Below are 14,850 nucleotides of genomic sequence, written 5' to 3'. Positions count from 1 at the left end.
CGGCGGGCCGGCGGCCTCACGCCTGTTCGGCCGCGAGCAGCTCGTGCAGCTGGGCCCGGTGCTCGCGCTGCTCGCGCGGGTCGGGCACCGGCAGCGAGGCCAGCAGCTTGCGCGTGTACGGTTCGGCCGGATGCTGCATGATCTGGTCGGCGTCGCCGTGCTCCACGATCCGGCCCTGATGCATCACCATGATCCGGTCGGCGAGCATATCCACCACCGCCAGGTCATGGGTGATGAACAGGCAGGCGAAGCCGATCTCCGCCTGGAGCTGCTTGAACAGCTCAAGCACCTTGGCCTGCACGGACACGTCGAGCGCGGAGGTCGGCTCGTCGGCGATGAGCAGCGAGGGCTTGAGCGCCAGTCCTCGCGCCAGCGAGGCGCGCTGCCGCTGGCCGCCGGAGAGCTCATGCGGGAAGCGGTTCATGTAGGCGCGCGGCAGCTGCACCATCTCCAGCAGGTCGCCCACATAGTCCTTCGCATCGGCGACGGACGAGTACTTGCCGTGCACGATGAGCGGCTCGGCCACGTTCTCCGCGATGGTCATGAGCGGGTCGAAGGAGGAGCCCGGGTCCTGGAACACGAAGCCGATCTCGGCGCGCTTGGGCTTGAACGCGCGTTCCTTGACGCCGTTCATCTCCACGCCCAGCACCTTGAGGGAGCCTCCGGAGACCTTCTGCAGGCCGGCGATGGCGCGTCCGGTGGTGGATTTGCCGGAGCCGGACTCCCCCACCAGGCCCAGGACCTCGGAACGGTGGATCGTGAAGTCGATGCCGTCCACGGCCGTGAAGTCCGGCTGCATGAGGCGGCCCGGATAGGTGATGGTCAGGCCCTTCGCCTCGACGGCCACGGGCTGCGTGCGCCAGTCCACCTTGCGTTCGACGGGTCGGCCCTCGCGGTCGCGCACGACGAGCTTCTGCCCGATGCGCGGCACTGCGGCGAGCAGACGCCTGGTGTAGTCGTGCTGCGGATGGTAGAAGATCTGCTCCACGTCGCCCTGCTCGACGACGTGGCCGCGGTACATGACGACGACCTGGTCGGCGATGTCGGCGATGACGCCCATGTTGTGCGTGATGATGAGCACGGAGGCGCCGAACTCGTCGCGGGCGAGGCGCAGCAGGTCGAGGATCTCCGCCTGCACGGTCACGTCCAGGGCGGTGGTCGGCTCGTCGGCCAGGATGAGCCCGGGGTTGAGCACGAGCGCCATCGCGATGACGATGCGCTGCTTCTGGCCGCCGGAGAACTGGTGCGGATAGTAGTCGACGCGGGTGGCCGCGTCGGGGATGCCGACCTTCTCCAGGATCTCGATGGCCTTGGCCCGGCGTTCCTTCCGGTCCTTCATGCCGTGGGCGAGCAGCCCCTCCTCGATCTGCCATCCGATGGTGTAGACGGGGTTGAGCACCGAGTTCGGCTCCTGGAAGACCATCGCCGCCTCGCCGCCTCGCACGCGGCGCAGGTCGTCGCCGCTGAGGCGGAGCACGTCCACCGCGCCCTTCCCGTCGCGGCTGCGCAGCCACACCGCCCCGGAGGTGGTGGCGGTCTCGGGCAGCAGCTTGATGATCGAGCGGGCGGTCACCGATTTGCCGGAGCCGGATTCGCCGACCACGCCGACGACGGACCGTCGGGGAATCGTGAAGTGGACGCCGTCGACGGCCTTGATCGGGCCGGCGTCGGTGACGAAGGAGACGGACAGGTCGTCGACGACGGCGAGGTCGTCCCCTGTCGGCGGCGTCAGGGCGTCGTCCTTCACGGCCTTTTCGGCCAGGTCATTGTCCTTCGCGCTGTGTGTCCCGGCCATCTCAGGCCTCCTTTCCTGCGTCGCCGACCGTCGTGCTGTCACCCGCGGCGTCCCGCCCGTCCATCGCGTCGAGCTCGGCGAGGACCTGGTTGGCGGCGTCGGGCTTGGCGTTCGGGTCGACCGACGTGTCCTCGATCGATCCGATGACCTCGCCCGCGGACTTGCGGGTGCGCAGTCTCGGGTCCGCCAGATCGTTGAGGGATTCGCCGACCAGCGTGATGCCGAGCACGATGAGCACGATCGCCAGGCCCGGGAACACGGCCGTCCACCAGATGCCGGCGGTCACGTCGGCGACGGAGCGGTTGAGGTCGTAGCCCCATTCGGCGGCCTTGGTCGGCTCGATGCCGAAGCCGAGGAAGCCCAGGCCGGCGAGCGTGAGGATCGCCTCGGAGGAGTTGAGTGTGAGGATGACCGGCAGCGTGCGCGTCGAGTTGCGCAGCAGGTGGCGGGTCATGATGCGCCAGGTGGAGGCGCCAACCACCTTGGAGGATTCGACGAAGGCCGATCCCTTGATGCGCACCACTTCGGCGCGGATCGTGCGGAAGTACTGCGGGATGTACACGACGGTGATGGAGATGCCGGAGGCGAGGATGCCGCCCCACATGCTCGACTGTCCGCCGGAGATGACGATGGCCATGAGGATGGCGAGCAGCAGCGAGGGGAACGAGTAGATTGCGTCGGCGATGACCACGAGCACGCGGTCGACCCATCCGCCGAAGTATCCGGAGACCAGGCCGAGCAGCACGCCCAGGAAGATCGACAGCACGACGGCCACGATGATCGCGATGACGGCGGTGCGCGCGCCCCACACGGTGCGGCTGAACACGTCGTAGCCGCCGACGGTGGTGCCCCAGATATGCTCGGCCGAGGGCGGGGCCTGCGTGGGGAATCCCGTGCCGTCGTCGTATTTCATCTGCGCGTAGCCGTAGGGTGCGATGACCGGCGCGAAGATCGCGACGAGCAGGAAGAAGCAGGTCAGCACAAGGCCGACGATGAGCATGCCCTTCTGCCAGCCGACGGCGATGCCGAGCTGGCGCACGACCGGCAGCTTGGAGAACCAGTGGCGGTTCTTGCTCACGGAGAGCTTCTCGAGTCGGGTGTCGCCGGGCACGCCGACGCTGGTGGCGGTGCTTTCGGGCATCTCAGTACCTCACTCTCGGGTCGATGATGGCGGCGATGACGTCGACGATGAAGTTGACGACGGCAACGATGATGGCGATGAGGATGACGATGCCCTGCACCGCCACGAAGTCGCGCGCCTTGAGGTAGGTGGAGAGCATGAAGCCCAGGCCCTTCCATTCGAAGGTGGTCTCGGTGAGCACGGCTCCGGCGAGCATGAGGGCGATCTGCATGCCCATGACGGTGATGATCGGGATGAGCGCGGGCTTCCAGGCGTGCTTGCCGAGCAGGCGTCCCTCGCCCACGCCGCGGGAGCGGGCCGCCTCCACATAGCCGGAGTTGTAGGTGGCGATGACGTTGGTGCGCACCAGGCGGATGAACACGCCCGCGGTGAGCAGGCCCAGCGCGAGGGCGGGCAGGACGGCGTGGCGGAGCACGTCGGCGAGCACCGACATGTCGCCCAGCTGGAGCGCGTCGACGATGTACAGGCCGGTGGGCGAGACCAGACGCGTGAATTGCATCTCGCTGGACAGCGACGCGCGCCCGGAGGAGGGCAGCACGTTCATCCACACGGCGAAGACGAGTTTGAGCAGCAGACCGAGGAAGAACACCGGCGTCGCATAGCACAGGATCGCGAAGATGCGGATGCCCGCGTCGCTGGCGTGGTCGCGGTGGTGGGCGGCGAGGCGGCCCAGCGGGATGCCGACGAGCAGTGCGATGATCAGCGCGAGGATCGCCAGCTCGAGCGTGGCGGCGCCGTAGCGCGTCAGGATGGAGACGACCGGCTGGTTGTCGGTCATCGTGGTTCCCAGGTCGCCGTGGAGCAGTCCGCCCAGATAGTCGATGTACTGCACGATGATCGGCCGGTCGTAGCCGGCCGCGTGGATGCGCCGTTGCAGCTCGTCGGGGGCGAGACGCCCGCCGAGGGCCGCGGAGATGGGGTCGCCGGTGGCCCGCATCACAAAGAATACGACGGTCACGAGGATGAAGACGGTGGGGATGATGAGCAGGAAGCGCGTCAGCACGAATCGGAAGAATCCGCCGGACAGGCGGTTCCTTTTGACGCGCTTCGCCGGCTTGGCCGGGGCTGCCGCCGCTGTGGGGGAAGACACTCGAAGCTCCTTGTCGCTGGAAGGATGGGAGAGGCCCTCCCCCGGCGCCGTGGGGCGCGCGGAGGAGGGCCGGATGGACCGGATGGCCGGGGCTGACGATCAGCCCTTGGTCACGCCGGCGTAGCGGAAGCGGAAGGACGCGTCGAGCACGACGCCGCTGATGTCCTTGCCGGTGACGGCCACCTGGGCGCCCTGGAGCAGCGGGATCGTCGACAGGTCGTCGGTCTCCAGCTCCTGGATCTGCTTGAGCATGTCCTCGCGCTTGGCGGTGTCCTGCTCTCCGGCCTGCTGGACGATCAGATCGTTGATCTGCTTGTTGGCGTAGCCGTTGTTCACGAAGTTGCCGTCGCGGAAGAACGGGGACAGGTAGTTGTCCGGGTCGGAGTAGTCCGGGAACCAGCCGAGCTGGTAGACCGGGTACGAGCCGTCAGAGTCGTCGGTGACGACGCGCTCCTTGCTGTACTGCGTGTACTCGGTGGACTGCAGGTCGACCTTGAACAGGCCGCCCTGCTCCAGCTGGTTCTTGATCGCGGCGTACTCGTCGGCGGAGGAGGAGCCGTAGTGGTCGGTGTTGTACTGGAGCTTGAGGTCGACCGGGGTGGAGACGCCGGCCTTCTCGAGTTCGGCCTTGGCCTTGTCGACGGACGGCTTGCCGTTCTCGCCGTACTTCTCCTTGAAGGTGTCGACCTTGCCGGCCAGGCCGTCGGGGATGTAGGAGTACATCGGCGTGTAGGTGTTCTTGTAGACCTTGGTGGCCAGCTCCTCGCGGTCGATGAGGTTGGCGACGGCCTTGCGCACGGCGAGGGCCTTGGCCGGGTCGGCGTCGGGCTGGGACTCGCCGAAGGGCTGGATCTTCATGTTGAAGACGATGAAGCGCTCCTCACCGCCCGGGCCCTTGACGACCTTGAGCTTGGAGTCCTTGGAGAGGTCCTCGACGTCGGTCGGGGTCAGCGAGCGGAAGGCGACGTCCACCTGGCCCTGCTGCACGGCCATCTTGAGGTTGGAGGTGTCGGCGAAGTACTGCACCTGCACGGCGTCGTTCTTGGCGGGGGTCAGACCCTTGTAGGACGTGTTCTTGGCGTAGGAGATGGCCTCGTTGAGCTTGAAGGAGGTCATCGTGTACGGGCCGGCGAAGGCCTTGTCCTTGACGATCGTGTCGGCCGGGGTGAGCTTGTCGGCGCTGAAGGATTCCTCGTCGACAATCGGGCCGGCGGGGCTGGAGAGCACCTGCTTGAGGGTCACGTCGTTCTTCACGGCGGCCTTGAACACGACGGTGTCGTCGTCGGGCGCCTCGACAGAATCGATGTTGGCCAGCAGCGAGCTCGGACCGTTCGGGTCGTTGATCTTCTTGATGCGGTCGAAGGAGAACTTGACGTCCGAGGAGGTCAGGTCGTGGCCGTTGGCGAACTTGAGGCCCTTCTTGAGCTTGACGGTGAACTCGGTGCCGTCGGCGCTCCATGTGCCGTCGTCCGCGGCGATGTCCGGGCTCAGTTCGGAGGTGTTGTAGTCCTGGGCGTACAGGAACGGGAACACCTGGATCTGCACGGCGTAGGAGCCGTTGTCGTAGGAGCCGGCCGGGTCGAGGTTGGTGACCTTGTCGGTGGTGCCGATGGTGATGGCGTTGGCGGAGGCCGCGTCCCCCGCGGCGCCGTCCTTCACGCCGCCGCAGCCGGCGAGCGAGGCCAGGGCCGCGGCGCTGGCCACGGCGGCCATGATCTTCTTGGAAGACTTCACTTCGTAACATCCTCTCTTGCTGGGCAGTCCGCCGGCGAATGCCGCGGGGCTCCCCGGGCGCTTGTGGCGCCCGGCGAGGCCCGCCGCCGGCAGGCGTTAGGCACAGTGCTAGAAGAAGGATGTTGCGGGTCAAGCACCCGTACCGCATGGTGAGACACACACGCCTCGAATCTCACCATGCGGACTGAGTGTTTCCTAGGAATTCACGGTGTGCTCTTCGCCCGCGCGGAGCGTTCCGCGCGGGCGCCCGTGGCTGGCGGTCATTTGAGCTTGCGGCCGGCGCACCAGACCTGCTCGACCGTCCAGGTGGCCGGGTCGGTCAGGAGCATGTCGGCGGCGAAGCCGGGGGCCACCAGGCCCAGCGGCGCGCCGGTGACCGCGTTCGGCCGATCGAAGCCGAAGGTACGCGCCGGGGTGAGCGTGGCGGCCTCGACGGCGTCCGCCGGGCTCATGCCGAGCACGGTGACCGCGCGGCGCACGGCCTCCTCGAGCAGCAGCGTGGAGCCGGCGATCGCGCCGTTGGAGACGAGGCGGGCGTGGCCGTCGACCACGTTCACGTCGAGCGCGCCGAGCTTGTACGGGCCGTCCGGGCAGTCGGTGGCGGCCATCGCGTCGGTGACGAAGGCCAGGCGGTGCGGCGCGAAGCCCACGCCCATCCGCAGCATCGGGTCCTGCACATGGAAGCCGTCGTTGATGAGCTCGATGGTGACGCGCGGATCCTCGACCGCCGCCGGGATCGGACCGGGCTCGCGGTGGTGCAGACCGTTCATCGCGTTGAACATATGCGTCATGATGCCGGCGCCGGCATCGAAGGCGCGGCGGGCCGTCGCATAGTCGGCGTCGCAGTGGCCGACGGCCGGCACAGTGCCGGCGGCGGCGAACTGCCTGATTGCGGAGATGCCGTGCGGCAGCTCCGGGGCGATGGTGATCTGGCGCAGCGAGCCGTCGGCCGCCTCGAGCATCCGGTCCACGATCTGGGGCACCGGGGCCTTGAGGCAGGCCGGGTCGTGGGCGCCCTTGCGAGCCAGCGCCAGGAACGGACCCTCCAGGTGTGAGCCGAGCACGTCGGGACGCTCGTCCATCTTGGCGCGCACGTTGCGCAGGTTCTCGCACATCACGTCGACCGGGTTGGTGATCAGCGACAGCACCTGGCGGGTGGTGCCGTGCACGGCGTGGCCGGCGCGGGCCACGTCGATGCCGTCGGGGCCGTCGTCGAAGCTGTGCTCCCACGAGCCGTGCGCGTGGATGTCCACGTAGCCCGGCGTCAGGATGCGGCCGGCCGCGTCCACGACCGCCCCGGAGGCGGGGTCAAGTCCCGCGGCGCGGCACGCCGCCTCGAAGTCGCCGTCGCGCGTGCCAGTGGCGGCGATTGTACCGTCGGGGCCCGCCACGGCCCAGAAGTGGCCGTCGATGCCCTGCGCGTCGATTTTGCGCGCGTTCCTCACGGCGAAGGCGGCCGGCTCCCCGGTGAGGGCCCGCGTCACCTTCGCGACGATTGCTTGCCTATCCATAATGCCTCTTCCTTCCCTCGGCTCCCGCCGGCGGAGACCGTCAGCGAAGCATTGCGCCTCTTCCTCGTATCGGCCCCCGCTGGCGGGGGCTGTCAGCGAAGCTGACTGGGGGTGGTTCACGAGCCGCCGACCACCCCCAGTCGCGCTTCAGATCGCCTGCCAGGCCGGCTTGTGCTCGAAGGCGTACTTGTAGTAGTCCTTGTGGCGCAGGCGGCTGGCGGCGGCCTCGTCCACGATGATCGTGGCGTGCGGGTGCATCTGCAGCGCGGATGCCGGGCAGAAGGCGGAGACACCGCCCTCGCAGGTCTCGGCGATGGCCTCGGCCTTGCCGGAGCCGAAGGCGAGCAGCACGAGGTGGCGAGCCTTCATGATCGTGCCGATGCCCTGGGTGATGCAGTGCATCGGCACCTGGTCGATGTCGTTGTCGAAGAAGCGCGCGTTGTCGATGCGCGTCTGCTCGGCCAGCGTCTTGACACGCGTGCCGGAGGCCAGCGAGGAGCCGGGCTCGTTGAAGCCGATGTGGCCGTCGGTGCCGATGCCGAGGATCTGCACGTCGATGCCGCCCGCGGCCTCGATGGCCGCGTCATAGGCGGCGCCAGCGCCGGCGACCTTGGCGCCGTCCTCGATCGGGCAGCCGTCCAACACGTCGCCCGGCACGTGCACCTTGTCCGGGTCGAGACCCAGCGGCTCGACGACGGTGCGGTGGATGGTCTGATGGTAGGACTCCGGATGCGTCAGCGGCAGGCCCAGGTATTCGTCGAGCGCGAAGCCACGCACCTGGGAGACGTCGATCGCCTCCTCCTTGACGACTTTGGCCAGCGCCTGGTAGGCGGCCAGCGGGCTGGAGCCGGTGGCCAGGCCGAGCACGGCGTCCGGCTTGGCCTTGATGAGGTCGGCCACGCAGCGCGCATACAGCTCGCCGGCCTCGGCCTCGTCCTTGACGATGATGATCTCGGGCATGGTGATCCCTTTCCGGTGGTCCGGCCGAAGCCGGATTTTTTTAGTTAACTACCTTGTCGTTATTGAGTATAGAACGCCCTATGGCCGACGGACGACGCTCGGGGTCCTATTGGCCGAGGACCTTGGCGGCAAGAGCCGCGCCGATCGCGCCGATGGGCTCGTCGGCCGGCAGCAGGCGCAGCCGTCCGGGCATGTCCAGCGTCCGCAGGAAATGGCTGGCGGCGGCGCGGCGGTCGAGTTCGGCCGCGATGGCGTCGATGAGCGGCCGGCCGGTTTTGGCCATGCCGCCGCCGATTGCGATGACGGCGGGATCGTAGGCCTGGATGACGATCTGCACGGTGTCGCCGATGGCATGGACGACCATGCCGAGCACCCGCCCGGCCTCGGCGTCGCCGGCGGCGGCCTTGGCCAGCAGGTCCGGCATCGGCGGCTCGCCCTGCGGCCACAGACGGGCGACGGCGCCACCGGAGGCGACGGTCTCCAGGCAGCCGTGCTGACCGCACGGACACGGCAGCCCGTTGGGGTCGACCGGGATGTGCCCGATCTCGCCGATGGCGCCGCTGGCGCCGTGCGCCACGCGGCCGTCGCGCACGATGCCGGCCGCCAGACCGGTGCCGAAGTTAAGGAACACGAAGTCCTGCCCGGCGGGCACGGGCTCGCCCACGATGGCGGCGGCGCCGAGGGCCGCGGCGTTCACATCGTTCTCGACGCGCACGGGCGTGCCGAGGGCGGCGCCGACCTCCTCGGCGAGGTCGAGGCGCACGATGCCGAGGTTGACGATGTCGCGCACGACGCCGCGTTCGCTGTCCACCTGGCCGGGGATGCCGATGCCGACGGGCAGCGGCGCGTCGCTGAGCCGGCGGCACACCGCGACGACGTCCCCGACCACCTGGGTGTCGCCGGGGCGTGCGGGCACGCGGTGCGTGGCAAGCACGGCGCCGGAGCCGTCCGTGAGCACGCCTTCGATCTTGGTGCCGCCCACGTCGATGCCGATGAGCGTGCCTTGGCGCTCGTTGGTCATATCCGTTCCTTTCCTCCATGCCGCACGATGGCGACGCGATGGCGTCGACGTCGACGACATTTTGTTAACTATCTTTTCATTGATGAGTATAGGGCAAGGTCTCCGCGGCCACGCCGCCGCGGAGACGGCATATAGTCCGCGGGCGCCATCGCCCGCGGAGACAGCTCGTCAGCCTTCGCCGGGAGAATCGGAAAATCGCGTCGGTGGCGCCACCGCTCCATCGTGGCATCGGCTGCGCCGATACCCACCTTCTTCCTCTGTCGGTTTCGCCAACCAATCGCGAATACGCCCGTCCCGGCCCCTGTCCATGGCATGGCGACACGCCGTACACGATATAGTTGTTGTGTTCATAAGCATTCCTAATCATTTGACGTTGAGGTCGGGGGACGTCGCAACGGCACCTTTGCCTCCGCCGCGGCGGGGCAGGCACCACCACACGAGGGAGATGACATGACGACCGCACCGACCATGGCCAGCCGGGACGTCGGCCCCGCGCTGATGCCGCTGATGACCACCACGGAGCGCGCCGACCCCTCGGATGTGCGCATGAGCAACCGGCTGGCGGCGTTCAGCCTGCTGTTCCCCTCGCGTTCGCTTTCCCGCGCCCAGATCGGCCGGATGACCGGCCTGAGCCGCGTGTCGGTCTCCCAGGTTGTCTCCGATCTCATCGACCACCGCATCCTCAAGGAGTCCGGCCGTCAGGAATCCGCGGCACGGCGCGGCAAACGCGGCACACTGATCAGCGTGGACGACTCCCACTGGTCCGTCGTCAGCATCGACCTGTCGCAGCCGTATCTCATACGCGGCGCGGTGCTCAACCTGCTCGGCATCGCGCTGGCCTCCGCCGAGATGGCGGTGGACGACCCCGGGCAGACCACCCCCGAACGGATCGCCGACCTGGTCTCCCGGCTGCTCGCCGCAGCGCCCGGCGACGTGCTCGGCATCGGCATCGCGGTCACCGGCATCGTGGACGGCCATGGCACCGTCATCGATTCGCGCAACCTCGGCTGGGCCGGAGTGGCGCTGGGACCGGCCATCGAAAAGCGCTTCGGGCTGCCGGTCACGGTGAGCAACGACGCGAACAGCGCGCTGCTCACCGAACGCTTCTACGGCGGCGGCACCCCTAACACACTTTTCGTCCAGGTGTCGACGGGCGTGGGCGCGGCGTTGTTGCTCGGCGACTCCGTCGTACTCGGCCCCACGCATGCGGCCGGGGAGATCGGCCATGTCGTCGTCGACCCGGCCGGCGAGGAATGCGTATGCGGCAAACGTGGCTGTCTGGAGGCGATGATCAACGTGCCCCGGCTCAGCGCCGTCATCGCCTCCGATCCCTCGCAGCGCGCCCAGGTGCTCGCCGAGGCCGGCCGTCTGCTCGGCGGGGTGCTGGCGATGCCGGCCAGCCTGCTCGATCTGGCGGACATCGTCGTGCACGGACCGGCCGAAATCGTCGGCGACTCGTTCCTCGGCAGCGCCGAGGCTGAGCTCAACGCGCGCATGGGGTCCGCGCTGCGCCGGCACATCCCGGTGCGCCGGTGCAACTGCGGCGACGGGAACGTCCTGCGCGGCGAGGGCATCGCGGTGCTCCAGGCCGCGCTGGGCAAGCTGTAGGCACGCGCCGCGCTCAGGCGGCGTGCGCCGCGGCGACGGCGGCGCGCACCGTGGCGCGGTCGGTCACCTCGACGGGCGCGGCCCCGCCGCCACCGGGACCGCCTTCGGACAGCACGGTTGTCTTGGCGGACAGGTGCACGGCGTCCACGCCGGCGGCGCGGGCCGCGGGGATGGCCGCGGGACTCAGTCCACCGCCGGCCTGAATCTGGATGCGTCCCGCGGCATGCGCCACCAGCTCGCGCAGCGCCGCCAGCCCCTCGGGCACGCTCGGCGCGCCACCGGAGGTGAGCACACGCGTGTAGCCCAGACCGATAAGCGTATCCAGCGCGGCGAGGCGGTCGGGCAGCATGTCGAAGGCGCGGTGGAAGGTCAGGTCGATGCGCCGGCCGGCCCGCTCCCCCGCCTGGCGGGCGGCGTCGGCGAGCGCCGCGGCGAAGGGCTCGTCCACAGTGCCGTCGGCGGTCAGGCCTCCGACGACCACGCCGGCGGCGCCCGCCTCGATGGCGGCGCGCACGTCGTCGATCTGCACGGCCTGCTCCTCGTCGGTGAACACGAAGGATCCGGCGCGCGGGCGGATGAGCGCGTGCACGCCCAGCGGCAGTTCCACGGCGGCGCAGGCCCGGACCAGACCCACGCTGGGGGTGAGTCCGCCGGTGGCGCCCAGCGCCACACACAGTTCCACGCGGTCCGCGCCCTCCTGCCGGGCGATGCGCGCGCCGGCGGCGTCCTGTACCGCGATCTCGATCGTCGTCATCCTTGACTGCCTCCTTCGGACGGTGTTCCCGGAGCCCGGCATATCGGCTCCACGGGGTTTGCCTACCCATACGAAAAACGGCCACACGGAGCGGAACTCCGTGTGGCCGTCACATGGTGGAGCTGCGGGGCATCCACCGCACGGCTGGAATTCCAACGGTTTCGGGCGTTTCCTATGGCCTTGGCACCTATAGTGGCACCTATGAGAACCAAGGGCACATGGGGCACAATCCTTGTCACACGATCAGGATATCGCGCCAAGTACACGTATAAGAAGCAGACAATCTACCGTCGGTTCCAGAATCGGCTAGACGCCCAAGCATGGCTTGCGCAGGAGCACGCCTTGGTCGAAGCCGACCGGCAAGGGGTCCAGACATGGACACACCCGACCGAGCGTGAACAAGCCGAGCACGAACAGGCTGCGCGTTCGATCACCGTCGGCGAGTGGCTGGAAAAGTGGGGTGACAAATTCATTAAAGAGACTACGACCGGCGCACCTACGAGTGCCGGCACCCAGCGCACAAGAGTCGTATACTTGGCGCATTTGCACCGCGCGCAGTTCATCGACAAGCCGCTTCGCATGCTTACCGCCGCCGACGTGGAAAGGTGGCTCGCTGATTTCGACGCGGGAGCCACGCCACGCAGAAGGTGCTTTCAGACGCTGAAGAAAGCGCTTACGGACGCTGTGGCGCAGGGCTACATCGACAAGTCCCCGATAGAAAGCCGTCCGGCGCCGGCGTTGCCGAAGTCCCGGCAAGCGGAAATCCCTCCGCTCACTCCCAGCGAGCTCGCCACCATCGCCGCGCACATGCCCGCCGGCTACGCGGCCACAATCTGGCTTGGCGCATGCTGTGGCCTCCGTATCAACGAAGTCAGCGCCTTGCAAGCCGCTGACTTCGACTTGCCGCACCGTCTCCTGCACGTGCGGCATTCCCTAGACGCAGCCACACGCGAGCTCAAAGCCCCGAAGACCGAGGCAAGTGAGGCGACTCTGCCGCTCCCTGATGAACTTGTCCCCATGCTGCAAGAACTAGGTGCTGCTCATCCCACGGGACCGGTTTTTCCCGCGCCTCACGGCGGCTTTCTAAGGCATCAGACTCTCCGCTCGTGGTTTGACAAGGCCAAACAATATGCCAATCGCCCCGACGCGCATTTTCACACGTTGCGTGCGACTTTCATCACAGCGCTCACCCTAGAAGGCGCGACGGTCGCGGAAACCATGAGTCTTGGCCGGCACGCCGACGTCGAAACGAGCGTGGAACGATACCAGCGCGCGCTGCAAGGCCGTAAGACGGCGATCATGGACCGGGTTGGCCACGCGCTGGTGCCGCATAAGAGAACCCGTGCCCAAGTCACCCAAGAGCTGAGTGAGGCCCGAGCACGGGTCAAACAACTGGAGGCCGAACTAGCAAAAATGCCGTGCGAGTGACGCATAGTCGACATAACGGCGGCCGCCCACGCGATATGCCCTGAGCTCGCCACGGCGCAGCATCTCGTAGACATGGCTACGCGAACAATGCAGATATGCCATCACGAACGGGATACCCACGATCGTCGGCAAGTCACGCTGTTTTTTCTGAGTCATCCTCGTGTCCTTTCGTGTCCGAAGCTGACTCCGATTCTTGGCTAGCGAGCATGTTCACAGGGCGGCTTTCCGCGGGCATATCCGCCACAGAGGGGACAATCCGAGCAGCCCGAGTGATCGCTGTGTGAGCCTCCGGCGGGGCCACGGCAAGCCAAGCGGCCAACATGTCCTCGGTCATGGGGACACGCTGTGTCGCATAAACCTCGCGCTGGCACCATGTACTAGCTGTGGCATTGTTCCACCATCCGGGTCCCCACACGCGCTGCTCCGGATCACTCGCGTAGCCATCGAGCTGTTCATCCCGAAAGTCCAGCCACGAGCCATACGGGAGCGCGTCCATGATTGCGACCGCCGTCGGTAGCGGGAGCCATGCGCCCACGCCACGGCTAGGACTCACCACGAGATCACCACACCGACGCATCCGCCGGCTCACGGTAATCGCCCGCCGCTTGGCCGCCTCATCCTTGAACCGGTGCCGGCCGGATGTGACCGAAGCCGTGTTGGCCTTCTGAACGAGCCGACGCATCACCCAGAAGCTTTGCGCGCTCATCACCCACGAGGTCGGCTCCCGCATAGGCAGGCCCCGGTCATGCCCCCACATGCGACCACTGGTCGTCTGCCAATCCGGCGGCATGCTTTCGACTTGTCTTTGATAATGCTGCACACCCCGGCTCGCGTGCTTCGCTTGATAGACCAACCACGACTCCGGGCCACGAGCCATGTCCAGCTTCTCCGAGTCCTGCGCGCTAAGCGACGCCGCGATACCCGAGCCTTTGAGAATTTCCACCCAAGCAACAGGAAGCAAAGGACCGTTGATTTCGACCTCCGGTCTCATCCACGCCGTGCAATGGACGTGCGGCGTGCCGGCCGCTGTGAATTCGAGAATCCAGTAGTAGTGCACCATACCGGCGCGCTGGGCCCGTTTGATCCACGTTCGGAGCCACCGGTGGAACGTGGCCGCGGAAACCTCGGGCATAGCATCCGCCGGGATGGTGAGCGTGACCGCGAACGGCCGGTAATCCAACAAATTTTCCTCCTTCGGCTTCGGACCCGCCGCATCACGCCCGTAGAGCTCGCAGGCGATTTCCCAGCGTTGAGTTTTCAGCATCGCGCCGTAGAAGTCGATACGTTGCAGCGCTTGCTCATTCCGCCGAGCCACCGCCGGGGTCCACCCATGACACGTCTCACCGGCCTGCCGCCCGATATGCGAATTAGTCTTCATAGCCGCGCCTATCTCTGCGGGAGAAGGCACCCGGCCGGCACTCATGCCGAACGACCTCGCGTTGATAATGTACTTTTCCATGTCCACTCCTTACCTGTGGTTTCACCACGCACGCTATGCAAGGAGTGACCGACCTGATTCTCGCTACCGCGGGCAAATATAGGGTGAGTTATCAAGATAAAGGGAGTGCCTGCGGGAAGGTTTTCTAATCGGTGTCGGGAATCCCCCAACCGGTCACGCTTCTCTGCTGTGCTTCTCGGCTTGTGTGTGGCCGTGTCCTTTCGCTCCCTAGCGGCTGCGCACTGGGTGCTTGGGGCGGCCTAGGCTACGGGCTGCGCGGCGACGGCCCCCTCACTGGGGGTTGCGGCTTCGGGCGGTCGCTCCCGGCCCTTCGCTCGCCGGGGGCTCGCTTAGGCTTCGCCACGCGGCC

The 14,850-nt window shown here is 67.5% G+C and carries 12 protein-coding genes; 2 read left to right on the top strand and 10 right to left on the bottom strand.

Going from position 1 to position 14,850, the window contains the following annotated elements:
- Positions 1-16 precede the first annotated feature (16 nt).
- The 7 genes from H7U32_RS01160 to H7U32_RS01130 form a co-directional block, all read right to left on the bottom strand.
- The gene (locus H7U32_RS01160) at positions 17-1,795 is read right to left on the bottom strand and encodes a dipeptide ABC transporter ATP-binding protein (protein WP_204467279.1); all 1,779 of its coding nucleotides are present in this window, start codon (positions 1,793-1,795) and stop codon (positions 17-19) included.
- A 1-nt stretch (position 1,796) separates the two neighbouring features.
- The gene (locus tag H7U32_RS01155) at positions 1,797-2,936 is read right to left on the bottom strand and encodes an ABC transporter permease (protein WP_204467277.1); all 1,140 of its coding nucleotides are present in this window, start codon (positions 2,934-2,936) and stop codon (positions 1,797-1,799) included.
- A gap of 1 nt (position 2,937) precedes the next feature.
- A complete protein-coding gene (locus H7U32_RS01150; RefSeq protein ID WP_204467275.1) occupies positions 2,938-4,026 on the bottom strand; it encodes an ABC transporter permease in 1,089 nt (362 codons plus the stop codon).
- A gap of 99 nt (positions 4,027-4,125) precedes the next feature.
- A complete protein-coding gene (locus tag H7U32_RS01145) occupies positions 4,126-5,739 on the bottom strand; it encodes an ABC transporter substrate-binding protein (protein ID WP_204467386.1) in 1,614 nt (537 codons plus the stop codon).
- A 281-nt stretch (positions 5,740-6,020) separates the two neighbouring features.
- Positions 6,021-7,274: an N-acetylglucosamine-6-phosphate deacetylase gene (locus tag H7U32_RS01140; protein ID WP_204467384.1), complete on the bottom strand. Its 1,254-nt coding sequence runs from the start codon at positions 7,272-7,274 to the stop codon at positions 6,021-6,023.
- Between the two features lie 144 nt (positions 7,275-7,418).
- On the bottom strand, positions 7,419-8,231 hold the full coding sequence (nagB, locus tag H7U32_RS01135) for a glucosamine-6-phosphate deaminase (RefSeq protein ID WP_204467273.1): 813 nt from the start codon (positions 8,229-8,231) through the stop codon (positions 7,419-7,421).
- A 106-nt stretch (positions 8,232-8,337) separates the two neighbouring features.
- On the bottom strand, positions 8,338-9,252 hold the full coding sequence (locus H7U32_RS01130) for an ROK family protein (RefSeq protein ID WP_204467272.1): 915 nt from the start codon (positions 9,250-9,252) through the stop codon (positions 8,338-8,340).
- Positions 9,253-9,702: 450 nt separating this feature from the next.
- Between H7U32_RS01130 and H7U32_RS01125 the strand changes: the two genes are divergently transcribed.
- Complete coding sequence (locus H7U32_RS01125; RefSeq protein WP_204467270.1) at positions 9,703-10,860, top strand: ROK family protein; 1,158 nt, start codon at positions 9,703-9,705, stop codon at positions 10,858-10,860.
- Between the two features lie 13 nt (positions 10,861-10,873).
- Here the strand turns inward: H7U32_RS01125 and H7U32_RS01120 are convergent, their stop codons facing one another.
- A complete protein-coding gene (locus H7U32_RS01120) occupies positions 10,874-11,614 on the bottom strand; it encodes a copper homeostasis protein CutC (RefSeq protein WP_204467268.1) in 741 nt (246 codons plus the stop codon).
- A gap of 342 nt (positions 11,615-11,956) precedes the next feature.
- On the opposite strand from H7U32_RS01120, the gene H7U32_RS01115 reads away from it, so the two are divergent.
- Positions 11,957-13,042 (top strand): tyrosine-type recombinase/integrase, encoded by a 1,086-nt coding sequence (locus H7U32_RS01115; protein ID WP_204467267.1) that lies wholly within the window; start codon positions 11,957-11,959, stop codon positions 13,040-13,042.
- Here H7U32_RS01115 and H7U32_RS11750 read toward each other — a convergent pair.
- Together H7U32_RS11750 and H7U32_RS01105 are read right to left on the bottom strand one after the other, a co-directional pair.
- Positions 13,019-13,144 carry a helix-turn-helix domain-containing protein gene (locus H7U32_RS11750; RefSeq protein WP_369122463.1) on the bottom strand — a complete coding sequence of 42 codons (126 nt, stop codon included), beginning with the start codon at positions 13,142-13,144 and terminating at the stop codon, positions 13,019-13,021. The two genes, H7U32_RS01115 and H7U32_RS11750, sit on opposite strands and share 24 nt — an antisense overlap.
- A 31-nt stretch (positions 13,145-13,175) precedes the next feature.
- Positions 13,176-14,501, bottom strand: a complete 1,326-nt coding sequence (locus H7U32_RS01105) for a rolling circle replication-associated protein (RefSeq protein ID WP_204467263.1) — start codon at positions 14,499-14,501, stop codon at positions 13,176-13,178.
- Between the last annotated feature and the right edge of the window lie 349 nt (positions 14,502-14,850).

This window comes from Bifidobacterium pullorum subsp. saeculare (genome assembly GCF_016899725.1).
In the GTDB taxonomy this organism is placed as follows: domain Bacteria; phylum Actinomycetota; class Actinomycetes; order Actinomycetales; family Bifidobacteriaceae; genus Bifidobacterium; species Bifidobacterium pullorum_C.
The sequence above is the reverse complement of the archived record's forward strand: the minus strand, read 5'-3'. Positions and strand labels throughout refer to the sequence as shown.